The following is a 16,254-nucleotide window of genomic DNA, read 5'->3' as shown; positions in this document are numbered from 1 at the left end:
TCATGACCATGTCGCCCCATGAAGTGCAAGCTTACGTGCTCACTTACCTGGAAACACTCGATTGTCAGATCATGGAGCGATCTCCTGCCCATGTAACCGTTAAACTTTCACCAGAAGCCGACAAGGCGTTAACCAACCGTCCGTATTATTGGGGATTTGTCGAGCGAACCGGAGCACCTGCGGAGACAATGTCCTTTACGTTTGTATTTGATCCGGACGCCCATCAGCAGGCAATGGAAGCTGCTGAAGCCAAAGCTGCACAGTTAGCCCCACCACCCTCACCAGGTGCAAATCCAGGTAGCCCCGAGGCTCCCAAAGATACCATTCTAGGTCGGTACTTCGGCATTGTCCCTTCTCTCCCTCAACTAGGGCCAGGACGGATTTTGAAAGAGGATGTGGTATATGGCAGCCGCAGGTTACAACAGATTTTCAATGCAGCCCGTGAAGGTGGCGAATATGTAAATCTGTTCGAACAGGCTGCCAAACGGCAATTGCGCGCCACCGCACCAGCGGTATATGAACCATGGCTTGGTGTCTGCTTCAAAGTGGAGTTTGCCTGTGATTTAAAGCGAGAGGAACTGCATTTTATTGGAATCTCCCTTCGCACAGGGGAGATTGTCGAGAAATTCGGCTCCAAGCTGAACAAACGTGACCTCAGTCCAAGACTGGCAGAGAATATGCACGTACAGACCGCCAAAGTATCGCTAGCCGATGCCGGGGCTGCTCTGGAATCTCATTTGACGAACCGCTTATTGGAACTCGATTATAGCTGGGCTGAGAAAGCCAAAGAGCGGCTTGATCTGGAACTCGCTGTTGTGGATACCTACTATGAAGCAGTTCTTAGAGAAGACACTCCTGAGGTCGACGTAGATACGCTCTCTGATTCCAGTAGAGAGGTTAATGCTTCTGGTAAGGATCAGGCGGGATCATCTACCCCTATTCAGCCTGATCGCTCCGAGCCCTCTCGAAACCAGAATGTACATTTACAGCCCATTGAACCTGCTGGCGTGATGATCGGATCCGATGTCGAACTCGCAGCTGAATCTGCTGTTCAGGCAGAACCGGACACGGAAACGGACCCTGAACAGGATAAAGCCCGACAAGCAGTGATGGACCGTGAGGCCATGAAGCTTCAATACGAGACACGCCGTACCGAGATGATTTGGCAATATGAGCCTAAAGTGAAGGTGACCGCCATTAGCAGCGGCATGTTTCATTTGAGATAGACGACGAGGACACTACTTTTCCCTCAAATGACGGCAAAAGTAGTGTTTATTCATGAGTGGCAGCCCGACAGGTTGCAGCAACCTTTGCACAGCTTGTCCTCTAGAATGAAACTAGAAACGATCATGTAACGAATACAGCTCCAATTCGTCATGATATGTACTCCAGAAGAGGTGGTGTTCGCATGAAACAACCCTTCCACCCTGCGTGGAACGTAATACGACGAATTACAGGTATTGCTGTGTGCCTTCTGTGTGTAATCACCCTGCTCCCCTTACTGCAAGCTGAAGGTGCTGGTATTCAAGATGCATCTGAATCGATGCAACCCTTAACCATTGCCCAAAGTACGGCTGTGCTTTATTCAGATATAATGGCCCCAGATACGGTTCAACAGTTTGCACACGAACAAGCGCTCATTCTTGGGTCTGAAGCGACCGGGAAACGTTGGAAACAGGCTGAATTGGACTTTTACCCCCTCGGTCCCGGCACGCGCAGTTGGCTTGTTTACGCTGATGTTGAAGGGTCCCCCGTTGGTTATATGATTATTTCAGAGAACGACCAGGGGCAATTACAGCTCAGTGAGTATGGTCAGGGAGGACAACGGCCATACAGCAGTTCCTTGTTGAATCAAGTTTTGGATAAACATCAATTGACCCTGCAAGAGCTTAGTACAGAAGGAGGAGAGCTAAAATGGTGTTACGCTCCTCCCCTGCTCGCTTATTGGAAAGTGGATAGACCCCATGCTGCTGCAATCTATATTGACGCAACCAACGGCGATACCTTGCCAGAAGGTGTTCTGAAAGAACTCGATGTGGGCTCACAGAACACGAAACGCCCTCATTCAATGACCACAATGTCTGGACAAACAGCTGTCATCCCGTCAGTCTCACCTCAAGGTTCCCTGCGATCTGTAGATTCCATGTATCTGCAGCCCATGTTTAATCCTGCGGATAACCTGTTATGGATCACATCCAAGGCTGTATCCATTACTGGAGTTAAGTCGTTGAATGAGCAATGGAAAGATTATAAAGCGATTGTTTTCTCTGCAAATCATCAAAATGTTTTCTATGGAGGCCCTCTGCCTGTCAGCGGGTATCAGATCTGGCGTAATGATCGTGGAACAGCGTTATTACAATATGTAGCTATTGGTGGTCATACTTCGGTAAGACGATTTGTTCCTCTGCAGACCTTAATACGGGATGGGCATTTCTACGCCTTTAATCCTAAACATCCCAGTTAAGAAGTGGCCGATGTGCAAAACAAATAAGACGCCTTCCTCTGGTTTCCTAGGAATGCGTCTTTTACGTTGAGATCAGATATAAAAGCTGATCCATAATTATGCTTTACCCGAAGAGCTTCGTTTCTCCCTGTTTTCCGGCGAATTCATTGCTTTTTCCTTTTTCCCAACCCATAGGGATACAGCAAAAGGAATCATTCCGAACCACTTCATCGTCCAAGGCTCTTTGATCTTGGTGCGTCCTTTACGTTCATCTTTGGGTGTGTCGATATAATGAACGACTCGCTCAGTAATGTATTTCACCAACTCGTCACTTTTGGCCATAATCTTGCCTCCCGTAGCTCCGGTAAAGCCGGGGCTTATGTGTTATCCCTATTGTGTGCAAAAGAGATCCGAGATAAACATTTTTTTTGCTGCAAAGAGTATGAAAAATAAAAGAATGCACAGTCTAATGCCAAAGGTATCCATCCAGGCTCTATTGCTTATAGAAGCCGATTTCAAGAAGGAGCGTGTATTCTCATGTATAAGCTGCTGGCCGCATCGATGGCATTGCTAATCAGTATTAGTTGCGTCCCCCTGACTTCTCACGTCGCCACGGAGCAATTCGCTTCACTCCAATCAAAACAATCACCCATAAGCTCATCCATGCTGCCGGTAACGGATGGGGATGCCTATCACTCCTCCCACCATGCGTTTGCAGCACCTGTTATCCTGTTGGATGTGGGACACGGCGGCATTGACGGTGGAACAACGGACCATGGTGTTCTGGAAAAAGACATCAATCTTGCTATTAGCCAAAAGGTGTACCTCCTGCTTCGCAGCAAGGGTTATGCAGTCATTATTAACCGATTCGGCGATTATGCACTTAGTGACGAAAATCGCTGGCTGAACAGCCGCTCACGTCACCTCAGGGATTTGGCTCAACGCAAAAGCCTCAGCGAAGAGATAAGCACCGATATCGTTGTCAGCATCCATGCCAACTGGAGCCCACGGTCGACCTCCCGAGGTCCGGTCGTTTTACATCAGAACGAGGGACGCAGCTATCTGCTCGCAGACTCCATTCAGAGTCAACTTAATCAATTGTACGAGACCAAACATAACGTTGCATGGGGTAAACCCTTTTATCTGTTGAATCATGTAAAGCAACCGGCTGTAATCGTCGAAACCGGATTTCTAAGCAATGCCCGTGATCGTGCCATGATTAGCGATCCGAAAGAACAGAAACGGATCGCACAGGCCATAGCAAGCGGCATTATTTATTATCTGTCGGCAGTTTAAGCTCAGGCTTCCAATGCCACACATCACGAACCAGATCGCCTATACCGACGAACTCAATCTGACCTTTGAGCCGGGAAACGGATTCATGAACTACGGCTGATGTGTTCATTCCGGTATGTCCAACATGCCCAATAACGACACATACATCTTTGTCAAGAGCGCGCTGAGCCGCAAGATCCATCTGTTTACGAATACGCTGTTTGGAATTATGATCATCCAAAAAAATGTCATTCCCGACTGGAGGCATGCCTTTAGTCACTGCCAATTCGCCCACCACGGAGCGAAAGTTGGTCCGGCTATCGACAAAAAACAATCCACGCTCTTGACAAACGTCCAATACAATAGACATGATGCGTTTATCGGACGTAATTTTGGATCCCATATGATTGTTCATGCCAATCGCATAGGGGACATCATCAATGGCTTTCTCTACACGGTCACGGACTTCTTCGTCCGTCAGATTGGATGTGATCGCACCTGGACCCAACCATTCAGGCCTTCCTTTTTTGGGCTCCATGGGCATGTGGACAATCACATCCATCCCTTTTTCATGTGCTGCGATCGCATCTTTCTTTGTCGTTTGCAAAAAAGGCATTACAGCCACCGTTAGCTTCACAGGAGTCGCCAAAATTTCTGCCGTTCCTTTCATGTTATTCCCAACATCATCAATAATGATCGCCATTCGTTTATGCTGTGATTTGTCTCCGGAAGTATGTGAAGAAACCTGATGTGGTACATGTTGCGAATCCGCACTACTGGAAGGCAGGTTTCCCCCATTGACTATTAATATCGAGCCGACTAACACCAATGACATCTTCATTCTCCAAGAGCATGACCACCCTTTTCGCCCGGCCTTATTCATCCGTCGTTCCCTCCTTTGTTCTGTTCCATCATTATTTGAACAATGAAGGGGGAATATGTAGACCAAAAAAGCCTGTTCATTCCAATGAAAAACTTAAGATTGCAGGATTGAACTAGCACAAGCAGACAAGCGATATTGACGCGGGGTTTGACCCGTTAGTCGATGAAAAAGCCTGGAGAAGTAATGAACGGAGCTAAAGTGATATTTTTCCGCTATTTGTGTGATACTTAGCGTCGTGTGCAGCAGATCGTCCTTAGCCAGTCCTATGCGTAATCGGTTCATATATTGGATGGGAGAATATCCGGTAGATTTTCTAAATAGTTCAAAAAAATGACCACGGCTCATATTCAGCTTTTGGTAATAGACCTTCAGCGGTTTGGGGGCTTCATGCAACAAATCCTGCTCAATCATGTGCAACATTTGGCTTATTCGCTGATCTGGAATGAAATCCTCCCTCAGCATGCAACAGTTCAAAAAATAGTCGATGAATGTCTGGAAATTACGTTGAATCGTCAAACTGCGCATAAACGTCTGTTCATTGATGAACACCCCACTCTTATAAAAATCCCGGAAGAGATCCTGCCAAATCCGCAATGACTCCACCTTTGAAATTTCCCTAAGCGCGTAAGGAAAAGAAGGGCCCACAAATGCCTGCTGCAGCACCTGCGGGGGATAACAAATCGGACAAACTGTATTAAAATCCGTTCCCCTCTCCACATAGTGCCAATCGAAATAACAACATAGGTGTACCATTGGGTTCTTCAGATCAGCTACCCACTCATGCAGTTGCCCTGCTGCGATATAGACCAGCGAACCCGGACCCAGCCTGCTGCTCTGACCATTTGTAGTCAATATCCCGTACCCTTCGCTGATCAAGTAAATAGAGCTGGTATAGCAAATTCGCTGAGAACTCGACTGTCCTTTTACAAATGGGTATCGTGTCGCCAGATATACATAGGGATGCAAGGAAGCAAAATTCATAGGAAGGTTCCTTTCCGACTCCGTTTCTCTCGATGTTACCCATTCATCTCCATTGTCGAAAGGTACAATTCGGGACTAGAGGTACATCTCAGCAGAGCACCAATTGATCTGACTATCGTGCAAATCGTGGACGTCTTGCTAAATACAGCAAACTGCTGTTCCAATACAGTAATAACTGTACATCGCATACTTCACGAGGAGGACATTTATGCAGAAGAATGATAAGCAAATGAAGAGAAGACACGAGATAAATAAGAACAGAGGCTATGAACGTGCCAAGCAGCATCCCGTTTCCTTCACTGGTCCTGCGCCGGACTTTTTTGAAGGCGCACTGTTAGGCAACGGAGGACTGGGTATTGTCGTAACAACCCGCCCGGATGCCGTAATGCTCCATTTTGGACATAACAATGTCTGGGATATTCGTCTCGCTGAAGATCACAAAGACGAGCTACTGACTTTCCAAGAGGTCTATGAAAGATTGGCTGCTCTGCCAGCTGATTTGGTGCAATTAACGGATCATCCATGGTACAAACAATATTGTGAGCTGGCCGGCCAAAATTACAGTAAAGCTTATCCAAAGCCCATGCCCTGCGGATCACTGCTGCTGCGATATGATCGGCGAAAGGCCGAAGTTATTGGCCATACCATTGATATTGCAAATGGCCTTTGCACGATTGATTTCCTGATGGATGGCAAACCTGCCATATTCGAGCTATTTGTGGAAGGATCACACGAACGAGTCTGGATGAAAGCAAGCGATGCTGCAACAGGTGCGTTGGTTCCCTTATTCGAGGAGATCAAGCTAATTCCAGATCCCGAAACACCACCTGAATTCCCACACGCAGAAGTTATGACCAACACAGTGACGGGCGGACAGTCATTTACACAAATTTTGCCGCATGTGGAACACCCGTCTGTACCTTATATAACTCAGGTGAAAGATAAAGCTTTCCGGCTTGCTGTAAGCGTATCTGGTATAGGTAAGAACGAAGAACACCCCCTCCTTACGAAGAATTCAGAAGTAAATTTCGATTCTCCGGGAACAGATGAACACGGCTTTTTGGCATGCGCAGAGCTGTGGGAAGGCTTTTATAGCGATCTCGATGATGAGGCCCACCCGCCAGATCTATCTTACTTTAATCAAGCTAAGGAAGAGTCGAAGGCAATGTGGCGTGATTATTGGAGCCTCTCCTCCGTCGCACTGGAAGATGAGTTCCTGGAGCGTATCTGGTATCACAATCTGTATTTTTTTAATTGTGCCGTGAGAGCAGGCGTTACCTGTCCTGGCCTGTTCGCCAATTGGAGCTACCGTACCATCGGTGCAGACTGGCATGGGGATTACCACATGAATTACAACACGCAGCAGCCGTTCTGGGTTGCATTCTCCAGCAACCATCTCGATAAACATCTTCCTTACGTGGATATGGTTGATCATGTACTTCCTGTCAGCCGGACGTGGGCGCGAGATTATTACGGACTGAGTGGAGCTTATTTTCCACACTCCGCCTATCCTGTTGAAATGTCCATAATGCCCTACCCTGTCCCGCACTGGGGATGGGAAATCTGTGAGACGCCTTGGACGGTGCAAAGTCTATGGTGGCACTATCTCTATTCCATGGACGAGACGTTTCTGCGTAATCGTGCATTTCAACCCATGAAAGAAGCTGTACTGTTCATGGTCGATTACATGAAACGTCCGGAAGCACGGGGTGAACACTGGGGAGACGACAATTATCACATTTTTCCGACGGTTGTGCCGGAGTTATATGAGATTGCACCCGGCTTTGCCAAAAACAAAGACAGCCTGATCGACCTGACACTGACGCGATTTCTGTTCAATGCTTTCACACAGGCCTGTGATATTCTTGAGATGGTAGAAACCGAGCAGAAGCTGCTGGACAATGTAGAGCAGATCTTGAACCATTTTCCTTCTTATCCCATAGCCGAATCCCGGAACGGTCCAGTCTTTGTGTCGGTGGAGGGCGAGAACCCCGATGTAATCTATAACGTACCGATTCCGATCACGACGATATTTCCAGGCGAAGACCATGGGCTTCATTCACCCGAAGAAGAATACCGGACCGCAGTGAACGCCTACCTTAACCATCGAAACGAAGGTGGGAATGAACTCGTGTTCTATCATCTTGCAGGAGCCCGGCTTGGTTTGCTGGATCTGGAACGGTTCAAGCGCCAGATTCAGTATTGTCTGCTACCAAACGGCACTTGCACAGATCGGGTCCTAATGAGCGGTGGTCGCTATGCTGACACGGAGAACTTCGATTTCATGTCCCGTATGGGCATCTGGTTCGAAAATTTTTCCCTGCCTGCCGTTATCAATGAATGCCTTCTTCAAAGTTATAATGGTAACCTGCGCTTCTTCCCCAACTGGCCGAACGAACAGAAGGCAGAATTCCATACGCTCCGTGCTGTGGGAGGCTTCCTTGTAAGTGCGGCTTTTGTAGATGGGGAGACGGATTGGATCGAGATTGAGAGTGAAGCTGGTACCTCACTATCCTTCTATATCCCATGGACAGAAGGGGCATTGTGCACCCTCCCTTCCGGTGAACAATGTATGTTATCTGGTCAGGTTGGAAAAATCTCGACAGTAGCAGGAGATATCATCACCATGGTTAAAGCGCAGGTGTAGCGTATCTTACCAAAAGAAAGATATAACCAAGAGCGTCCCGAATCACCCCGGGACGCTCCTGTTATACAATCTTGTTATAAACATTCAGGTTATTTGGAAGACCACAGCTCCATACGCTGAGCATATTTCTCGTTGATAATATCCTCCACTTTCTCATCGCCAGCTTTTTTCATATCCTCCAGCATCTTGTCGAATACGGAATTGGCCTCAGCTTCACTTGGAGCGATAATAGCTCTCGTAATGCTCTGATCCATAATATCCTTCACCTTCTGGGCCGTCAGTGCTTGAGGTGTTCCCCCATCCGGATTCAGGTTATCATACTGCGCTGTATCCCATACGGAATCGCCAAGACTCTTAATGGCCAGTTCATCCACTTCACTGCGCTGGAATTTGACCGCCATATCATACGGCTGTCCATTCGGGTCCAGACCATTTTTGATAAACCATAACCATTTGCGAACGCCGCTTTTCTTCACCGTGTCATCCCAGTTATCCTTGAAGCTTTGCAGGAACGCAGGGTCCGGTTGGCGCTTGCCATCTACCATGGTATACTGTTCGCCTTCCTTACCCCACAGCAGCAAATGCTGTCCTTCATCACTCGCCAGATAATTAAAGAGCTTCATTGTCTCTTCCGGGTGCTTGTTATTTTTGGTAATAGCGATCGCATCCCATCCAAGCGAACTTCTTGGACCAAATGTCGTTTGAGCCGGATCTACACCTGGAGCAACAACTTTATATGCAAATAACTGATTCTTCTCTCCGCCATCCTTCTTCAGGGCCGCATTACCGTTACCTGGGTCCCAATATGCACCTGGGGTAGCGAATACCGCGCCAGTCGTCAGCTTTTGAATCCATGTTTGCGTTTTACTAATCGCAAATTCCTTCTCAATCAAACCTTCTCTATATAATCGATTCATGTATAACAGCATTTCACGATATTTGGGGTCCTTGACATCATATTGCAGACGTCCATTGTTGTCATAATACGTTTTTAAGCCCCACATGCCTTTAAATGTCCCCAGATTCGCGCCCATGTTCTCACCGTTCATCGTCATCGGAATGGACTCTTTGCCATCAATCGTGTTGTATTTTTCTTTGAAATTTTTCAGGAGTGTCTCAAACTCGTCCGTTGTGAGTGGCTTTGAACCATCTGCCTTGTCTGGAAGAAACTCTTCCAGCAGGCTCTGCCTCATCAGCATACCGAAGACCGGATCACTGTCGAGACCGTACCAGTTTGCCAGATAGTAGTTCTTGCTGTCTGTATAACGTGTTTTGGTCAAAGTTTCGCCGTACATTTCTTTCAAATCAGAACCATATTTCTCAATCAACTCATCCAGTGGAATGAATGCGCCGCTTGAAATGTACTTATCAAGGGAAGCATCTCCCCGGCTCATGACCACCACATCGGGATAGTCACCACTCGCCAGCATCAGGCTCAGTTTTTCTGTTGGATTACCCGTTGGCTGCTGGATGGAAATCTCTATGCCCGTCTTTTTGGTAATTTCCTGGGCAACCGCATCGGTAAAAGGTTCTCCTTTGGTATTGCCATCAAACCAGGTCAGCGTAATCGGCCCTTGTTCCCCGTCTTTACCTGCTGTATTGTTCTCCCCATCATTGGAGGAGCAGCCCGCCAGCAAACCAACGACTAATGCAGCCGTAATCCCCATGGTCATCCATTTTTTTGTCTTTGTCATTGACACCCTAATTCCTCCCAATGAATAAATTCCTGCAGTGCTAGATTGAGCATTTCCAAAACGATCTTTGCCCACCCCCTTTCAGGAGAGGCCACCGGACAAGCCTTCCCTGCAACCGGATCATGAAACAGATTAACTCTTCACCGCTCCCAAAGTCATGCCTTTAACAAAGTATTTTTGCAGGAACGGGTACACCATAACGATCGGTAAGGTCGCTACCATGGTAGCAGCCATTCGAATGGTATCGCTTGAAACGGCATTCCGCTTGGCCGAGTTGGCCAGCATTTGCGTTTGTGAAATCATGCCGCCGGTCTGAAATTGATTCAATATTTTGACAAGCACGGCTTGAAGAGTTTTCAGGTCCGAGCTGTAGGTGAACGCATAGGAATCAAACCAGGCATTCCAATGTCCAATGGCTTGAAAGAGGCCCACTGTTGCAAGCACAGGTGTTGTCAGCGGCATCACAATTCGGAAGAAAATCGTCAGATCGTTAGCCCCATCCACCCTCGCCGATTCTTCAATCTCATGGGGCAGCTGCTCCATAAAGGTACGGACAATAATCATATAGAAGACATTCATCAAACTTGGCAAAATGAACACCGAGAATGTATCGATCATGTTCAGTGCCTTAAGCACCATGTAGAATGGAATGAGTCCACCACTGAAATACATGGTAAAGATAAAGTACAGGTTCCATCCTTTGCGTCCAATCAGATTCCGCCGACTTAGCGGATACGCAAGCATCGTAATGACCAGAACCGACAGCGGTGCACCAATCAGAGTCCGCTTGACGGTTACCCACAGCCCGTTCAAAATCTCGCTATCCTTCAAAATCTGCTGATAGCTGTCCAGGGTCAGGTCTCTGGGCCACAGGTAGACGCCGCCTCGTACTGTATCCTCCGCGCTGTTCAATGAAAGAACGAGTATATTCCAAAACGGAAGAAATGTAACCAGTAATACGAGAATAAGAATGAAATACACAATAATTTTGAAAATACGATCCCCGAATCTGTTCAGAATCATCACAAGCGCTCCCCTCTGTCTCTTCTAATTAGAACAACGCCTGGTCGTTCACTTTTCTGGAAATCCGGTTCACGATGAGGACAAGAATAAAGGCAACAACGGATTTGAACATTCCCACGGCAGCCCCGTAAGAGAACATGCTGTTCTGCAGTCCGTATTTGTAGGCATAAATATCAATTACTTCGGAGTATTCAAGTACGGTATTATTTTGCAGCAGGTATTGCTGTTCAAATCCCGCATTCAAAATGCCTCCGACCGCGAGAATAGCCAATATGACAATGGTAGGACGCATGGATGGCAGCGTAATATGCCACATTTGCCTAAATCGGCTGGCTCCGTCCACCCTGGCCGCTTCGTAGAGCTCCGGATTAATGGAGGCGATTGCAGCGAGATACATTATGGCGCTAAAACCCATTTCTTTCCACATGTTCGACAGGGCGATAATCCACCAGAATAGAGGCCCGTTCTGCAAAAATGCGACAGGTTCCTTGACCATGCCCAGCATAACCAGAATATTGTTAAGCATTCCATCGGAAGCCAGCAGCGTAATTACAATGTTGGCTGCGATAACCCATGAGATAAAATGCGGCAGATAGGAAACCGTCTGTACAAAACGTTTGAAAAATCCCTGTCTTGCTTCATTTAGTACAAGCGCGAGAATGATCGGCGCAGGAAATCCAAAGAACAATGTCAGCAAACTTGTGGCAAGCGTATTTCGCATAACCCGATAGAAATCCCCTGTAGTAAAGAAATACTCAAACCACTGGAAACCTACAAATTCAGCATGGAAGAACTGGTAAAAAAATGATCCCCCACCCGGCTGATAATTCGTAAACGCCATATATAGTCCAAACATCGGACCATAGGAAAATAGCAATGTCGCAATGAAGGCAGGAAGCATAAGCACGAATAACCATTTTTGCTCTTTTAGTCTGCTTATCAGATTATTGCTCCTGACTGTTTTGATAGCGCTTACCTTATGCATTAAATACCCTCCCTTTTTCTATACAGCAGCATGGTAGGCCATATCTGGATTCAACTTCTCTCCTATTCATCATAAATTTGACGCTGATTGCCCGCCATAGTCGAATTCTCCGAAAGATACCGCTTTTTAAAGATGTTTCTGCGTAAAAGAGAGGATTGGATTTCCATATTCACTCTGCTATGATGAACTGTGCAACGAATATTCAGTCAAGAGAGGGCTTCCTGATGCGCCAATTTTATAGAAAATACTTATATATGCCTTTTGTTAATCTGAGCTTTCGTTCCAAACTGTTTATGGTATTTGTTCTGGTCACCATCATTCCAATGATGCTGTTGGTTTACTTTTCCTATGAACTTACCAAAATCAAACTCACCGAGCAGATCTATATCAACATGACGAACTCAACCGCTCAAATCACTAAAAATCTGGAGAACAAACTGGACAGCTACGAACATATTTCCGCCTCCATTTATTTGGATAACCGACTTGCCAATTACTTGACGAACGAGTATCAGGATGATCCATCGTATCTGGACGTCTATAATTATATTGGCAATCGTATCGACACCGTGATGGCTGCCTACCCTGATTTTGATAGCGCCTTCATTTATTCGGACAATCCATCGCTGCCCAAAGACAATTATTATATCCGGCCGATTACACCCGAAGTTCAAAACACGGAGCTGTTCCACAAGCTGCAACAATCCTATGGAAACATCATTCATCTCTCATCGCCGCAGACAGAGAACGGTCCTGCCATGTTTACGCTCGCACGACTGCTGAACAACAATAGTAATCAGTATCCTTATGGGATGCTGGTCTTTCAAATCTCCGAGTCTGTCATCTATTCCTTAATGGAAAAGGAAGCAGGCGGCAAAGATATTTTCATCATAAATGACAAAGGTATGATTCTGTCCTCCGCCGACAAACAGTTAATTAATACAAGCCTGCCCGAACTTCTTCATCAAAATTTTGACGATACGGCTTCAGGAAGATTTGATACAACGTATCAAGGCGTGAAGGCTCTAGCCGTTTATAACACGCTCAAAAATGGCTGGAAAACGGTATCCATCTTCCCGTATGACAGTATTATCAAGGATGCCAAATCTCTCTCTCAGCTTATTATCAAAATTTCACTGGGCTTCATCGGCGTGGCGCTGTTGCTCATCTATATTACCGCTTCACTGTTCAGCAAACGCATCAGGACGTTAATACGAATGATTCGCCGCATTGAACGGGGAGATTTCAACCCTGCCCATGAGGAGCAAATGGGCAGTGATGAGATCGGACAGCTTCACTTTGCATTTGAGCAGATGACAACCCGGTTGAAAAGTCTGGTTACCGAAGTCTACCAGAAAGAGCTGCAGAGCAAGGAAGCTGAACTGGACCTGCTTCAAGCTCAAATCAATCCTCATTTTCTGTATAATACACTCGGCTCGATCTCCTCTCTGGCCGTCAAGCATCAGGATCCCCAGATTCAGGATATGGTCCTTCATCTGGCCAAGTTTTATCGGATCTCCCTGAATAAAGGAAAGAGTATCCTGACCATCAATGAGGAGTTGAAGCTAACCCAGAGCTATAATGCTATTCAACTTATTCGATTTAAGGGCAAGCTGAACATCATCTATACGATAGATCAGTCCATCCTGCCCTACTCGACCGTGAAGCTTGCGTTACAGCCTTTTGTGGAGAATGCAGTGATTCACGCTCTTTGGAATCAGGATCGGCCCCTAAATATCCATATCAAGGGTGTCATCGAGAACAATAGTATCATCTTATCGGTTATAGACGATGGAATGGGCATGCGGCGAGAGAAGCTTGAGGCTTTGTTTGAAGAAAAAGAAGGACGAGGCTATGGCATTTCAAATGTGGATCGGCGAATTAAGCTGAAATTTGGTGAATACTACGGTGTCAAAGTGTTTAGCAAACTAGGCATGGGAACCACGGTCCAGATCCGTCTGCCACAAAAAGAGATTCAATAAAAAAGGAGTGCGATGCAGCCGTTATCGGCCTACAAAGCACTCCTTTTAAACAGTTCTTCCAGAACGTTATTCTTGCTCACGGATGCGATACACCAGGCTGTCGAAATCGCCGCGTAGGGGCAACTCCACTCCGATGTTCATTAACGCACGCCCACTGACCGATAACCCCAACTCTTCAATGAGATAGGTCTTGTCAGCCTGAAGACCTGCCAAACGGAGTCTTGGCAACGGTTCACCCAGCTTCTGCGAGTGAAGAAAGGCGAACAGCACATGGTCACTTCCTGCTGCATCGCTGTACTGGACAGCGGTAACCCCCTTATGACGAAGCGCAGTCAGACGGAACTGTCTGCCAAACTGGACAAGGTGGCGAATGGCTTTGTACTGATCGACGAATTCCCCGGACTGCTCAATCCACTCATCACTCCACTCGTTCAGATTGAAACCAATACCAAGTGTGCCCATCATTGCACTGTGGAACCGATACTTCAGCGAGACGTTTCGGCCGTTCATTCCTGTAGGCGACTCGGTTACCCAACAGGTCATCATTCGTGGCGCGTATGTATACGAGAAGCCTTCCTGAATGCTCAGACGGTCGAACGCATCCGTATTGTCACTCGGCCAGGATTGGTCAGCATAACGGAAGATACCCAGATCAATCCGCGAGCCGCCTCCTGCGCAAGTTTCAAACTCCACATCCGGGAACTTGGCTCGCAGCTGTGCCCATATATCATAGAGACTCTGAACATGCCTTACCCATACTTCTTTCTGGCGGGTAATGGGGTGACCCTTCATACCAGGCTCCGTGATGGTCCGATTCATGTCCCATTTAATGAACTTAATCTCATGGTTGCCCAGCAGTTCGGTCATAAAATGGATAATGTATTGCTTAACCTCAGGCTTGGAAATGTTCAGCAGCAGCTGATTGCGAAGCTCCGTGCGTCCCCGGGTCTCAAAATGATATACCCAGTCTGAATGTTCTCTATAGAGATCACTATCCGGGTTGACCGACTCCGGCTCTACCCATATGCCGAATTCCATCCCAAGTCCGTGAACCCGGTCAATCAGTTCAACAAGTCCGTTCGGGAACTTCTCCTTGTTCACGTTCCAGTCGCCCAACCCAGCACGGTCAGAATGCCGCTGCCCGAACCAGCCGTCATCCACGACAAACAGCTCCACACCCATCTTGGCTGCCCGCTCGGCAAGCGCCATTTGGTCCTGTGCGTTCACATCGAAGTAAGTTGCTTCCCAGGAGTTATACAGCACTTTCCCGATTTCACTGCGCGGCAGTATGTAATCATATTGATACTGATGCAAGCGGTGGCTCATGCCGCCAAAACCCTCAGGGCTGAAACCCCCGACAAAGACAGGCGTCTCGATCGTTTCACCCGCACCCAGCAGCCATTCACTGTCAAAATCATTAGTTCCGCCCGTTACCCGAACATGTGTGAACGGCGTCTTCTCTGCAACAATCTTCCAGTTACCGCTCCAGGCGAGAGCGCCAAACCATACCCCGCCGCCTGTTTCGGTCGAAAGGCCGTCATCTATGGCGAACCATGGATTGGCATGGCCGTCGGTAAAACCTCTTCTCGATTCAAGCACTTTTTTCCCCTCAGTCAAACTTGTGTTTCGGAGTTGGAATTCACCCGACCACTTACCCGTAACATGGGTCAGGCGGTAATCCTGAAGATATGGCAGGGTCCAGGCCGCAGATTGCATGCTCTCCAGCACGATGACCTCCTGACCCGTATTTACGATATTGGCGTAACGCTCCACCAGATCATACTCCGGGATAACCCGATATACCAACTGCGTTTCAAGTGCATACACCTGATCCTTCAACGTGATAATCAGCGTCTGTCTGCCATCCTTTTCAGTAATTTCGTGATGGTCGTACCGTACCCGGAGATCACGAACCCCATCAGGCATACGAACCTTCAAAGACGGTTCTGTATAAGATGCGCCTCCCCAGAAGCTGTACTCCTCCACTTCTCCTTCCACTTCCGCGTCAAAAGAGCTATGGGATTGCAGACGGAGCAACGGGGCGCTGTCCTCAATGTCAATGGGGTCACCCCAATACAGATGCTGGAGGTGTTCTCTCTCATTAATTCCGAAAAGGTAGGACGAATTTTGCGTCTGTATTGCAAATATACGTAGCTGTTCATTATATTGAATCGTCAAGTTTATCATCCTTTCGAGTTCCTGTTACCCTCGTGCTGTGTGTTGTGAACATACTTATTATTGTAGGAAGCAGATGTTACATTAGCCATATCGCATTCTTACAATCCGTAGGGGAAATCATCTGTCATTTCAAGGTATGAAAATAAGGCTGCGATGTAATCCG

Annotated in this window: 12 protein-coding genes; 5 read left to right on the top strand and 7 right to left on the bottom strand. The window is 47.2% G+C overall.

The genetic code is table 11. The features are described 5' to 3' along the window. The first annotated feature begins 2 nt into the window (after positions 1-2). Both JNUCC31_RS26270 and JNUCC31_RS26265 read left to right on the top strand, forming a co-directional pair. Positions 3-1,226, top strand: coding sequence for a YqhG family protein (locus JNUCC31_RS26270; protein ID WP_228469255.1), 1,224 nt, complete (start codon positions 3-5; stop codon positions 1,224-1,226). Between the two features lie 182 nt (positions 1,227-1,408). Continuing rightward, a complete protein-coding gene (locus tag JNUCC31_RS26265; RefSeq protein ID WP_192266030.1) occupies positions 1,409-2,464 on the top strand; it encodes a hypothetical protein in 1,056 nt (351 codons plus the stop codon). A gap of 96 nt (positions 2,465-2,560) precedes the next feature. Here the strand turns inward: JNUCC31_RS26265 and JNUCC31_RS26260 are convergent, their stop codons facing one another. Continuing rightward, a complete protein-coding gene (locus JNUCC31_RS26260) occupies positions 2,561-2,785 on the bottom strand; it encodes a YqzE family protein (RefSeq protein ID WP_192266028.1) in 225 nt (74 codons plus the stop codon). Positions 2,786-2,980: 195 nt separating this feature from the next. Between JNUCC31_RS26260 and JNUCC31_RS26255 the strand changes: the two genes are divergently transcribed. Next, complete coding sequence (locus JNUCC31_RS26255) at positions 2,981-3,739, top strand: N-acetylmuramoyl-L-alanine amidase (protein WP_192266025.1); 759 nt, start codon at positions 2,981-2,983, stop codon at positions 3,737-3,739. Here the strand turns inward: JNUCC31_RS26255 and JNUCC31_RS26250 are convergent. Then, positions 3,714-4,601, bottom strand: a complete 888-nt coding sequence (locus tag JNUCC31_RS26250) for a divergent polysaccharide deacetylase family protein (protein ID WP_228469254.1) — start codon at positions 4,599-4,601, stop codon at positions 3,714-3,716. The genes JNUCC31_RS26255 and JNUCC31_RS26250 overlap by 26 nt on opposite strands. 93 nt (positions 4,602-4,694) lie before the next feature. Beyond that, complete coding sequence (locus tag JNUCC31_RS26245; protein ID WP_192266023.1) at positions 4,695-5,582, bottom strand: AraC family transcriptional regulator; 888 nt, start codon at positions 5,580-5,582, stop codon at positions 4,695-4,697. A 208-nt stretch (positions 5,583-5,790) separates the two neighbouring features. Between JNUCC31_RS26245 and JNUCC31_RS26240 the strand changes: the two genes are divergently transcribed. Continuing rightward, positions 5,791-8,229 (top strand): glycosyl hydrolase family 95 catalytic domain-containing protein, encoded by a 2,439-nt coding sequence (locus tag JNUCC31_RS26240; protein WP_192266021.1) that lies wholly within the window; start codon positions 5,791-5,793, stop codon positions 8,227-8,229. Positions 8,230-8,318: 89 nt separating this feature from the next. Here the strand turns inward: JNUCC31_RS26240 and JNUCC31_RS26235 are convergent, their stop codons facing one another. From JNUCC31_RS26235 to JNUCC31_RS26225, 3 genes are all read right to left on the bottom strand, one after another. Continuing rightward, positions 8,319-9,923, bottom strand: coding sequence for an extracellular solute-binding protein (locus tag JNUCC31_RS26235; protein WP_192266019.1), 1,605 nt, complete (start codon positions 9,921-9,923; stop codon positions 8,319-8,321). A 132-nt stretch (positions 9,924-10,055) separates the two neighbouring features. Then, positions 10,056-10,946, bottom strand: coding sequence for a carbohydrate ABC transporter permease (locus JNUCC31_RS26230; protein ID WP_029880772.1), 891 nt, complete (start codon positions 10,944-10,946; stop codon positions 10,056-10,058). 28 nt (positions 10,947-10,974) lie between these two features. Next, positions 10,975-11,931 carry an ABC transporter permease gene (locus tag JNUCC31_RS26225; protein WP_192266017.1) on the bottom strand — a complete coding sequence of 319 codons (957 nt, stop codon included), beginning with the start codon at positions 11,929-11,931 and terminating at the stop codon, positions 10,975-10,977. A gap of 254 nt (positions 11,932-12,185) precedes the next feature. On the opposite strand from JNUCC31_RS26225, the gene JNUCC31_RS26220 reads away from it, so the two are divergent. Beyond that, the gene (locus JNUCC31_RS26220; RefSeq protein WP_228469253.1) at positions 12,186-13,913 is read left to right on the top strand and encodes a cache domain-containing sensor histidine kinase; all 1,728 of its coding nucleotides are present in this window, start codon (positions 12,186-12,188) and stop codon (positions 13,911-13,913) included. 66 nt (positions 13,914-13,979) lie between these two features. On the opposite strand, the gene JNUCC31_RS26215 is transcribed toward JNUCC31_RS26220, so the two are convergent. Next, positions 13,980-16,100, bottom strand: coding sequence for an alpha-galactosidase (locus tag JNUCC31_RS26215; RefSeq protein ID WP_192266013.1), 2,121 nt, complete (start codon positions 16,098-16,100; stop codon positions 13,980-13,982). Positions 16,101-16,254: the final 154 nt, after the last annotated feature.

The organism is Paenibacillus sp. JNUCC-31 (assembly GCF_014844075.1).
In the GTDB taxonomy this organism is placed as follows: Bacteria; Bacillota; Bacilli; order Paenibacillales; family Paenibacillaceae; genus Paenibacillus.
Note: the sequence above shows the minus strand (reverse complement) of the source record. Positions and strands in the feature narration are given on the sequence as shown.

Bases quoted from the DNA above. Each gene is read 5' to 3' on its own strand.
- JNUCC31_RS26270 (WP_228469255.1), top strand. From the start codon at position 3: ATGACCATGTCGCCCCATGAAGTGCAAGCTTACGTGCTCACTTACCTG.
- JNUCC31_RS26265 (WP_192266030.1), top strand. From the start codon at position 1,409: ATGAAACAACCCTTCCACCCTGCGTGGAACGTAATACGACGAATTACA.
- JNUCC31_RS26260 (WP_192266028.1), bottom strand. From the start codon at position 2,785: ATGGCCAAAAGTGACGAGTTGGTGAAATACATTACTGAGCGAGTCGTT.
- JNUCC31_RS26255 (WP_192266025.1), top strand. From the start codon at position 2,981: ATGTATAAGCTGCTGGCCGCATCGATGGCATTGCTAATCAGTATTAGT.
- JNUCC31_RS26250 (WP_228469254.1), bottom strand. From the start codon at position 4,601: ATGAATAAGGCCGGGCGAAAAGGGTGGTCATGCTCTTGGAGAATGAAG.
- JNUCC31_RS26245 (WP_192266023.1), bottom strand. From the start codon at position 5,582: ATGAATTTTGCTTCCTTGCATCCCTATGTATATCTGGCGACACGATAC.
- JNUCC31_RS26240 (WP_192266021.1), top strand. From the start codon at position 5,791: ATGCAGAAGAATGATAAGCAAATGAAGAGAAGACACGAGATAAATAAG.
- JNUCC31_RS26235 (WP_192266019.1), bottom strand. From the start codon at position 9,923: ATGACAAAGACAAAAAAATGGATGACCATGGGGATTACGGCTGCATTA.
- JNUCC31_RS26230 (WP_029880772.1), bottom strand. From the start codon at position 10,946: ATGATTCTGAACAGATTCGGGGATCGTATTTTCAAAATTATTGTGTAT.
- JNUCC31_RS26225 (WP_192266017.1), bottom strand. From the start codon at position 11,931: ATGCATAAGGTAAGCGCTATCAAAACAGTCAGGAGCAATAATCTGATA.
- JNUCC31_RS26220 (WP_228469253.1), top strand. From the start codon at position 12,186: ATGCCTTTTGTTAATCTGAGCTTTCGTTCCAAACTGTTTATGGTATTT.
- JNUCC31_RS26215 (WP_192266013.1), bottom strand. From the start codon at position 16,100: ATGATAAACTTGACGATTCAATATAATGAACAGCTACGTATATTTGCA.